Genomic DNA, 6,025 nt, shown 5'->3' with positions numbered 1-6,025 from the left:
TTCACGGTCTTATATCTTGCGATTACCGTACGCATTACGGACTGGGCCATTTGCGATTGCAGCCCAAAATCCTGACGTATCTGATGATACAAGGCGTTATGCAAAGTCGTTTGACCTAATTCAAATTCATGGTCAAAGATATATGTCGAAACAAAATTACAAGCGTTTAAGAACTGTTGTTGGGTTTCTTCGAATTTTTCAATATCACTAACACTTGGGTATAATTGCACTTTAATCGTTTTCGTCAACTGCATCTTGTCACCTCTTTTCCCTTAAATACATCATAATATCTATTTAGAGGAAACATAAACGATAACCTAGTAAAATCAACAAAAAAGAGCTGTCTATTTCGCTAATTCCTCCTAGGTATTAATACCTAGGCTTCCTTAGCTGACAGCTTGTAAATGAAAGTTTACAACACCTGCTAAGCTGTTAAAACTAAATCAAGGCTTGGATCACCTTATCTGTATAAGCTTCAGTTGATAAATGACCACCCAAATCGCGGGTGAAATTGTTGACATCTGACAAAACTATATTTAAAGCCTGACGTAAACGCTCAGCATCAACTTGTAAACCAATGTGGTCTAATAAGTCAGCAAAAGCTAATAGTAGCGCTGTTGGATTGGCAATCCCCTGTCCAGCAATATCAGGCGCTGATCCATGAACCGCTTCAAAAATTGCAACATCGTCGCCTAAGTTAGCCCCAGGCACCAATCCTAATCCTCCAATCAATCCAGCCATTAAATCAGATAAGATATCGCCATATAAATTTTCCGTCACGATTACATCATATTGCTGTGGACGCATCACTAATTGCATCGCCATATTGTCGACCAAAACTTCGTCTGTTTCTATTTGTGGATATTTTTTGGCTACTTCTTTGGCAACCTTTAAAAATAAACCATCAGATAGCTTCATGATATTCGCTTTGGTGACGATAGTGACTTTCTTCCTTTGATTTGCTACTGCATAATCAAAGGCTGCGGTCACAATACGTTCAGTCGCTTTTCGAGTAATGATTTTTATAGAGTGGGCTTCATCAGCAGACACTTGCTTCTCTACGCCTGCGTATAAATCTTCCGTATTTTCTCGAAATAGGATGATATCCACATCGTGTTGTAGCGCTGGAATCTTCCCCAATACACGAATCGGACGAATATTGGTATGTAATTGATAATGTTTTCTAAGTGAAACATTAACACTTCTAAAACCCTCACCAATTGGGGTTGCAATAGGGCCTTTTAAGACCACTTTATGCGAATCAATAACGTCATAAACTGATTGCGGAATAAGGTCTCCTGTTGCATCAATCGCCTCTTGACCAGCGATTACTTCATCCCAGACAATTGGGCTTTCTAAAGCTCTAGCTACGCGTTTAACAGCTTGTGTTATTTCTTTTCCTATCCCATCGCCTGGAATTAAGGCGATTGTTTGTTTGTTCGCCACTAAATCACTCCTTTTAAACTTGATTGTATGATAACCTTCTTAAGCCTATCATTGGACAATAGGTAACAGACCAAACATTGCAGCAGTTACTACATAAACAATGAAAATACCAAGTGAAACGACTAGACCTTTTTTCTGCCATTCGCCCCATTCTACATCAGTTAAACCTAGTAGTACATATGAGAAAGGTACTAACGGACTAAATAAGTGGAAAGCTTGACCAATTAATGATGCAAACGTCAGTTGTAATGGCGTAAATCCATATGCGTAACCAGCTTCTGATAAAATTGGCATCATCCCATAATAGAAAGCATCATTATGTAAGAAGTAAGTACCTGGCGATGAAATAACTGCAACAATAAAACCATAGAAACCACTCAATGATTCAGGAATAATGGTAATTAAAGAATTGGCAATAGCATCTGACATACCTGTTCCGTTTAAGATACCCATAAAAATACCAGCACCAAACACCGTCATCACAACTTGATTGGCTTCAGAAGCATTGCTATCAATCCGTGCTTTTTGATCTTTAGGATGCGGGTAATTAATTAGTAAGCTAATAACGGTCCCTAACATAAAAATAATAGCGGATGGAATAGATCCCTCTACTAGTAAAGCAATCGCCAAAAGCACAATCATTAAGTTAATCCAAACATTCTTTGGTCGACGTAGTTCTAGTGTTTCTGGATCATCAATAACCATCATTGCCTGCATTTCTTGTTCAGATAAGTTGACCACACCCAATGCTTTTCGTTCTTGCAAACCAAAAATCCATGCCACGATAAACATATAAATCAACCCAGCTATCATCATTGGTGCTAAACCACGCATTACATCATTGGTTTCAACGCCCATTACCGCAATAGCACGAGCCGTCGGGCCACCCCAAGGTAGTAAGTTAACAATCGAATGAGACGTCATCGTTAAAACCGCTAAATTTAACATAGACATATTTAATTTTTTGTAAATAGGCACCATAGCTGTACAGACGATAATCATCGTCGCTGTACCATCACCATTTAATGATACGGCAGCAGTTAAAGCAACAGTTGCTAAGGCTACCTTTAACGGGTCTCCTTTAGCAAAACGTATCATTGCATTTGATAAAGGATCGAACAACCCAGCGTCAATCATGATAGTAAACATGTAAATAGCGAAAAATAACATAATTCCAGTCGATGATGTCGTACCCAAGCCATCCATCGCTGCTTGGCCTATATCAATTTGCCATAAACCAAATATTTGCCCGATAATCGCCCATAACAATGGTAAGAACACTAACCCAATGAAAGGTGACATCTTCTTACGCATAATGACAAACATGAAAATAACAATCAGCGCATACCCCATAAACGCAACCATTAAAAAACACCTCTTACTTTCTCATTGTTATATATGTGTTTTATAATGTGACAAATAAATTCAATTGTCAATGAAATTTCCGCAAAAATACAAAACATGTTACATTACCTAACATTTTATGATAGTTTTGTTTTATTTAATGCCAAACAAAAAAAGTCAACAAATATAGTCATTTGCTAACTTTCTTCAAAATTTAATCCTTTACATTCATTTTTGTGTTTATGATAAAACAAAAACACTATATCATTTCGATGGGTAACATCATCTCTGCGATAGTCAATTTTATTACACAGTAAATCCATTCCTTATAAATTACCTAACAAAGTCCGTATTTCTAGGAAGTTGTCTGTGGTACAGGTGGCTACTGTATTGGGAACTTCTGCTTTAGCATAGTGAATAGCTTGCCAACCGGCTTGAATAGCACCTTCGATGTCATTTCGATAGTCGTCACCAACAAACAAAATATCTTTTGGTGCCACATTTAAGTCAGCAGTAACAGCGTCAAATAGCTTACGTTGTGGTTTTGACCCTCCCATACTTTCTGAAATGTACCACTTATCCTTATCAATAAATTGATCGACACCTAGATTGGTCAATTTATCTATTTGTGCTTTTGTTGACCCATTAGTTAACACGAATAGCGTCATCCCTTTAGATAAGGCCGATTCCATTAAAGCAACCAAGTCTTCACTCATACTCAACTGTTTTTGATAATGATTTTTTAATTGGTTAAACTGTTGCGCCGTCGCTTGATCAATTTTATGACCAAAATGAGCATACGTTTCAATTACGCGGTCATTCTTAAAAGCTGCTTCTGTCTTTTTACCTGCCATAAAAGCTTGGTATTCTTGCTCGGAGAATTCAGCATAGACTTGATTAAAAGTATCAAAATCAAGGTCTAAATAGTGGTCCGTTGCTTGCATTTCTTGGTAAGTATTTTTGTAGATGGTTAATCGGTTGTACAAAGTATCGTCTAAATCAAATCCAATCGCTTTCATATTTCTCTCCTTTTCAATCATTCACATATCGTAACAAATGATTGAGACAAACGCACATATTTTGAAAATATGAAAAATGACGGCCGTCACCAAATGGGACAAGACCGTCATTGCATGCGTTTGAGATAAATGATGCTAATGGTTAAATTTTAAAAGTTTTGAAAAAGCTTTTACTTAGTTTCTTACCTTTATTATTCTCAGCCTGGCAAGCACTCGCATATTGGTACTCGTAAATATACTGTTGCCCAATGTTTTGAATACTCTTCAAACTAGCTTTTTGGTAACCACGCTCAATCAAACTAGGTAAATTCCCATCTAAGAGCCCCTTTAGACGTTCCTTAAAAGTTAATAGGGAATCAGCCTTATAAACATCATGGTCAGCATTTAAATAATCAAAAACTGGCAAATCAGACACAACGGTATCCACCTTGCTGGCTAAAGCTTCCAAAAGAACGATACCTTCTGTTTCTTCATGGGTCATGAATAAATAAACATCTGCCATTTGATAAGCTACTCGGACCTGATCACGTGGGATATAACCGGCAAAAATCAGGTTGGGTAACCGAGTTGCAATGGCCTTTTTCACCTCTTTAGGTAAGGCATAGGGGTTTGAATAACCAAACCAAATAAAGGTCACTTCTGGCATCTGCTTAGCTAATTCTACAAATTCAATGATTCCCTTACGCTCAATTTGCAAACCGACTGAAATAGCAACCTTTTGATCTGTCTTTAAATTAAAACGAGACCGCATCTTGGCCACTTCTTCTGCTGTAGCTTGCCAATAAGACAGGTCGATACCATTTGAAATGACATGAATCGGTTTATCTATGTCATATTTTTCCAATAGGTCTTTGGCATACTGGCTTGGTGTTAGAATAAGGTCCGCAGAGTTGTAACAAGTATTTAGCCAATATTCAAAGCCCAATGATGCTTGATTAGAAAAAGAATAGGAATTCCTGAAATCCTCCATCGTTGAATGGGCATGATAGATAACAGGTTTACCTGCAGCTTTTGCTTTTTTTGCTACCAATAAAGAGTGGGGAAAGACGGTATTGATATGTACGATATCAAAATCATCTTTATAGTTAGTGGTATAAGCAATACCTGCGGAATTTAAGGCCATCTCTTGATGCAACTGAGCACGGCCAACCCCACTTTGCTGAATCGTTTTTTTCATATCACTATGCAATAAAATTTTCATTATATGCTCCTATATCCACTTACTCACTAGGTCAACCAAAAAGATCGTTGAGTATGAGTAAATCAAAATGGTAACGGGTTTCCCTACTGCCAAAACTTGAACAAATCGCGAAATGGACAGGTTAGTTAATCCAGCAACATAACAGATGACATCAGCAGGCATAAACGGCAAGATAAGCCCTAGAATCAATACGCGTTTAAAACCAGAACGGTCATCCAGCCAAGTTAAGGCCTTATGATAGTACTTATCCCCAACGAGCATATGGACCAAACTACGCCCATATTTACGAGCCAAATAAAAATTAAATATAGATCCTAGGAAAATGGGCATTAAGTTCCAAACAAAGCCCCATATATCACCAAACATAAATACACCTAGCGGAATAGTAACCGATCCTGGGATCACAGGTATAACTGTTTGTATGAATTGAATGATGACAAACACAAAAGGTGCGGCAATGCCGAAATGGCCCATAAATTTTAAAAAGGCCACCTTATCTGTTAATAAGCCGTTTCGCCATGCCCAAACAACAAAGATAATAGTCGCAATCGTGCCTAAAATATTCAATAAGTGAATCAGTCTTTGCACAAACTTTTGACGATGCATATCCATAGCCAATCTCCCCTCAATAGTCTATGCTATTGTATGAAATTTTTTATCACCTTTAGTATAACGTATTTTCTCAACTTTTATTGTAAACTTTTTATAAGGAAAAAATATAGGCTAAAAGTACCATTATTTATATTAACGTAGAATATAAATCTAATTCAGTGACTTTTATGGCTCTTCGTCAAATCGGACTGATGAGAATAATTTCCAAGTAATCATTGATTGCTTGGTTTTTTTATTTATCATTCATTTCCATTATTCATTATATAAATATTTATCTCCATATCCAAGCAGCCCTTAGGCTGCTTGGATATGGAGAGGCTCTACAATATATAGGACTGATGACTAAAAAAGTCATTGGTCCAATTTTTTTCGCAAAAAAACGAGGATTCCATTATCATTAAGT

The 6,025-nt window shown here is 37.1% G+C and carries 5 protein-coding genes and 1 pseudogene; all 6 read right to left on the bottom strand.

The genetic code is table 11. The features are described 5' to 3' along the window. Positions 1-254, bottom strand: a pseudogene (locus CJ191_RS08960) (RNA-guided endonuclease TnpB family protein); the annotation flags it as partial. Between the two features lie 184 nt (positions 255-438). Beyond that, positions 439-1,446, bottom strand: a complete 1,008-nt coding sequence (locus CJ191_RS08955; RefSeq protein WP_070468163.1) for an isocitrate/isopropylmalate dehydrogenase family protein — start codon at positions 1,444-1,446, stop codon at positions 439-441. Between the two features lie 48 nt (positions 1,447-1,494). Continuing rightward, positions 1,495-2,811, bottom strand: a complete 1,317-nt coding sequence (locus CJ191_RS08950; RefSeq protein WP_102199563.1) for a CitMHS family transporter — start codon at positions 2,809-2,811, stop codon at positions 1,495-1,497. A 305-nt stretch (positions 2,812-3,116) separates the two neighbouring features. Then, positions 3,117-3,809: an HAD family hydrolase gene (locus CJ191_RS08945; RefSeq protein ID WP_070468164.1), complete on the bottom strand. Its 693-nt coding sequence runs from the start codon at positions 3,807-3,809 to the stop codon at positions 3,117-3,119. A gap of 142 nt (positions 3,810-3,951) precedes the next feature. Next, positions 3,952-5,010 carry a glycosyltransferase family 4 protein gene (locus CJ191_RS08940; protein WP_102199562.1) on the bottom strand — a complete coding sequence of 353 codons (1,059 nt, stop codon included), beginning with the start codon at positions 5,008-5,010 and terminating at the stop codon, positions 3,952-3,954. A gap of 9 nt (positions 5,011-5,019) precedes the next feature. Continuing rightward, the gene (locus CJ191_RS08935; protein WP_102199561.1) at positions 5,020-5,622 is read right to left on the bottom strand and encodes a TVP38/TMEM64 family protein; all 603 of its coding nucleotides are present in this window, start codon (positions 5,620-5,622) and stop codon (positions 5,020-5,022) included. Positions 5,623-6,025: the final 403 nt, after the last annotated feature.

Source organism: Aerococcus viridans, assembly GCF_002871935.1.
Lineage (GTDB): Bacteria > Bacillota > Bacilli > Lactobacillales > Aerococcaceae > Aerococcus > Aerococcus viridans_B.
Note: the sequence above shows the minus strand (reverse complement) of the source record. Positions and strands in the feature narration are given on the sequence as shown.

Coding starts and splice junctions, on each gene's coding strand:
- CJ191_RS08940 (WP_102199562.1), bottom strand. CDS start 5,010: ATGAAAATTTTATTGCATAGTGATATGAAAAAAACGATTCAGCAAAGT.
- CJ191_RS08950 (WP_102199563.1), bottom strand. CDS start 2,811: ATGGTTGCGTTTATGGGGTATGCGCTGATTGTTATTTTCATGTTTGTC.
- CJ191_RS08935 (WP_102199561.1), bottom strand. CDS start 5,622: ATGGATATGCATCGTCAAAAGTTTGTGCAAAGACTGATTCACTTATTG.
- CJ191_RS08945 (WP_070468164.1), bottom strand. CDS start 3,809: ATGAAAGCGATTGGATTTGATTTAGACGATACTTTGTACAACCGATTA.